Annotated in this window: 1 protein-coding gene; it reads left to right on the forward strand. The window is 71.0% G+C overall.

The features are described 5' to 3' along the window. Window positions 1-414 (forward strand): IS110 family transposase (locus OO69_RS48270; protein ID WP_033287410.1); only part of this gene is annotated, 414 nt, incomplete at both ends.

The following is a 414-nucleotide window of genomic DNA, read 5'->3' on the forward strand; positions in this document are numbered from 1 at the left end:
GTCCACGAACAGCGCCGGGCCCTGGAAGCCCAGATCAACGCCCTGCTGGAGGCCCACCCTCTTTCCCCGGTCCTGACGTCGATGCCCGGCGTCGGCGTCAGGACCGCCGCCGTCCTGCTGGTCACCGTCGGCGACGGCACCAGCTTCCCCACCGCCGCCCACCTGGCCTCCTACGCCGGACTCGCCCCGACCACGAAGTCGTCCGGTACCTCGATCCACGGCGAACACGCGCCCCGAGGCGGCAACCGCCAGCTCAAACGCGCCATGTTCCTGTCCGCCTTCGCCTGCATGAACGCCGACCCCGCCTCCCGCACCTACTACGACCGCCAGCGAGCCCGCGGCAAAACCCACACCCAGGCCCTCCTCCGCCTCGCCCGCCAACGCATCAGCGTCCTGTTCGCCATGCTCCGAGAC

It is taken from the genome of Streptomyces sp. NRRL F-525 (assembly GCF_000716605.1).
Taxonomy (GTDB): Bacteria; Actinomycetota; Actinomycetes; order Streptomycetales; family Streptomycetaceae; genus Streptomyces.